Origin of the sequence: Streptomyces sp. NPDC060027, assembly GCF_042737005.1 — a bacterium.
Taxonomy (GTDB): domain Bacteria; phylum Actinomycetota; class Actinomycetes; order Streptomycetales; family Streptomycetaceae; genus Streptomyces.
Map to the genome: position 1 here is coordinate 1 of NZ_JBHWVI010000413.1, position 3002 is coordinate 3002.

At 73.5% G+C, this 3002-nt stretch carries 3 protein-coding genes; all 3 read left to right on the forward strand.

The genetic code is table 11. The annotated features are described in order from the left end of the window. Positions 1 to 192 precede the first annotated feature (192 nt). The 3 genes from ACFWBT_RS42460 (at position 193) to ACFWBT_RS42470 (ending at position 2948) form a co-directional block, all read left to right on the forward strand. Positions 193 to 1362: an ArsA family ATPase gene (locus ACFWBT_RS42460; protein WP_385710030.1), complete on the forward strand. Its 1170-nt coding sequence runs from the start codon at positions 193 to 195 to the stop codon at positions 1360 to 1362. A 92-nt stretch (positions 1363 to 1454) separates the two neighbouring features. After that, a complete protein-coding gene (locus ACFWBT_RS42465) occupies positions 1455 to 1940 on the forward strand; it encodes a DUF5304 domain-containing protein (RefSeq protein ID WP_385710033.1) in 486 nt (161 codons plus the stop codon). Between the two features lie 54 nt (positions 1941 to 1994). Then, complete coding sequence (locus ACFWBT_RS42470) at positions 1995 to 2948, forward strand: ROK family glucokinase (protein ID WP_385710037.1); 954 nt, start codon at positions 1995 to 1997, stop codon at positions 2946 to 2948. Positions 2949 to 3002: the final 54 nt, after the last annotated feature.

Here is a 3002-nt window from a genome sequence, read left to right on the forward strand (position 1 = left end):
GATCGAGCAGCAGTTCGCACAGGTAGCCCACGTCTGATCCAGCGGCGACGGACTGGGATGTACCGGCACGGCCCCGACCCACCCACCGGCCCGCACCCACCGGCCCGCAGGCACCGGACCGGCACCGGACCCCCGGGTGACGGGGGGAGCGCGGTCCGTCCCCGCGGCGGGGCACCGGTAGCGTTCACCCTCATGCGCACCATCCTGATCACCGGCCAAGGCGGCACCGGCCGTACCACCGTCGCCGCGGCCACCGCGCTGCAGGCGGCCCGCGAGGGCACCCGCACCCTGGTGCTCACCGCCGACCGCACCGACACCCTCGGAGCCGTCCTCGGCGTCCCCACCGGCCCGGACCCCGTAGAGGCCGCCCCCGGTCTGACGGCCTGGCGCCCCGACGCCGCCGCCCGCTTCCGCGACGACCTCACCGCGTTCCAGCGTCGCGCCACCACCGCCCTCGACCTCCTCGGCGCCTCCCGACTGGACGCCGAGGAAGTCACCCCGCTCCCCGGCGCCGAGGAACTCGCCCTGCTGCGCGCCCTGCGCGACGCCGCGCTGTCGGAGACGTACGGCCTGCTCGTCGTGGACCTCCCCCCGGCCCCCCAGGCCCTCGCCCTCCTCGCCCTGCCCGAGGAACTCCGCCGCTACCTGCGCCGTCTGCTCCCGCCGGAACGCCAAGCGGCGCGCGCCCTGCGCCCCGTCCTCGGCCGGCTCGCGGGCGTGCCCATGCCCGCCGAGTGGCTGTACGAGACGGCGGCGCGCTGGGACCTCGAGCTGGCCGCCGTACAGGCCGTCGTCGAGGACCGCGCCACGACCGTACGGCTGGTCGCCGAGCCGGGACCGGCCGGCGCCGACGCCGTCCGCACCGCCGCCACCGCCCTCGCCCTGCGCGGCCTGCCCGTCGACAGCCTGGTCGCGAGCCGGGTGCTGCCCGGCGCCACCAACGACGCCTGGCTGGCGGCCCTCGCGGTCCAGCAGCGCAAGGCGCTGGACGAGTGGCAGGAGACGTACGACCTGCACGAGGTCCCGCACCGCGGCCACGACCCGCGCGGCACCGACGACCTCGCCGCGCTTCCCGTGCCCGGCGTCAACACCGCGCCCACCCCTGTCGAGTGGCCCGTCACCGACCACCTCGTCGACGACGGCGTGCTCGTCTGGCACATTCCGCTGCCCGGCGCGATACGCGACGAACTCGACCTCATCCGGCGCGGAGACGAACTCGTCGTCACCGTCGGCCAGTTCCGCAGGATCGTCCCGCTCCCCTCGGCGCTGCGCCGCTGCACGGTGGCGGGCGCGGCACTGCGCGAGGGCGAGCTGCGCGTCCGCTTCACGCCCGATCCCGGGCTGTGGCCGCGCGAGAAGTGACCGCATCGCGACAAGGGGCGCCGGAGACGGTGAACGGGGTACCTCCGTTCGGGTAACGTCGAAGGCACGAAAACGCTAGGCAGGAGTCCGCCATGAGCGAAGAGCGCCCCACATCCGACGCCGCTCAGGAGGAGACGGCCGACGAGGTGCGCGTCGAAGAGGCACACGCCACCGACGACGACGCGTGGGCGACGGCCTGTGCCGAGGACCTCGCGCAGGAGAAGACCCGCCGCCGCGCCCAGCACGGCCCGCCGCCGGGCTCGGCCGCCGAGGAACTGCGCAAACTCGTCGACGCCGTCGCCGACAAACTCTCCGGGCTCCAGTCCCCGCTGTTCGGCGCGGTCGCCTCCGGCACCGCCCAGCAGATGGTCAGCCAGGTCGTGCAGCAGGCCAAGGCCGCCGTCGAACCGGTGATGGAGCGCAACCCGGAGGTCTTCGACCACCTCGCGGCCGCGGGCTCCGAACTGCTCGCCGCCTACCGCTCGGCCGTCGAGAACCAGGAACGCCGCTGGACCGCCCGGGGCACGGGATCCCCCGACGGGGAACCCGGTCCAGGCGAACACATCGACTTGGACTAATCGCCCCTCGGGTACGGTTGGCCGTAGCGGGGCTCGACCGAAACTGAGGGATTCATGGGACTCACCATCGGCGTCGATATCGGCGGCACGAAGATCGCGGCCGGTGTGGTCGACGAGGAAGGCAACATCCTCTCGACGCACAAGGTGCCGACCCCGACCACGTCGCAGGCGATCATTGACGCCATCGCCTCGGCCGTGGAGGGCGCGCGCGCCGGTCACGACATCGTGGGTGTCGGTATCGGTGCCGCCGGATACGTGAACCGCCAGCGCTCGACGGTGTATTTCGCGCCGAACATCGACTGGCGCAACGAGCCGCTCAAGGCCGAGGTCGAGCAGCGTGTCGGTCTGCCGGTCGTCGTGGAGAACGACGCGAACGCGGCCGCCTGGGGCGAGTACAAGTTCGGCGCGGGCAAGGGCCACCGCAACGTCATCTGCATCACCCTGGGCACGGGCCTCGGCGGCGGCATCATCATCGGCAACAAGCTGCGCCGCGGCCACTTCGGCGTGGCAGCGGAGTTCGGCCACATCCGGATGGTGCCGGACGGTCTGCTGTGCGGCTGCGGCTCGCAGGGCTGCTGGGAGCAGTACGCCTCCGGGCGCGCCCTCGTCCGCTACGCCAAGCAGCGGGCCAACGCGACCCCGGAAGCCGCGGAGGTCCTGCTGGGCCTCGGTGACGGCACCCCCGAAGGCATCGAGGGCAAGCACATCTCCATGGCCGCCCGCCAGGGCGACCATGTCGCGGTGGACTCCTACCGCGAGCTGGCCCGCTGGGCCGGCGCGGGTCTGGCCGACCTGGCCTCGCTCTTCGACCCGTCCGCCTTCATCGTCGGCGGCGGCCTCTCGGACGAGGGCGAACTGGTCCTCGACCCGATCCGCAAGTCGTACAAGCGCTGGCTGGTCGGCGGCAACTGGCGCCCGGTCGCCGATGTGATCGCCGCCCAGCTGGGCAACAAGGCGGGTCTCGTCGGAGCGGCGGACCTGGCCCGGGAGCCCGACCCGATCATGTAGCGCACGCACCCCCTGTCGCACGGCAGCGCCCGCCGCACCCCCACGGGACGGCTG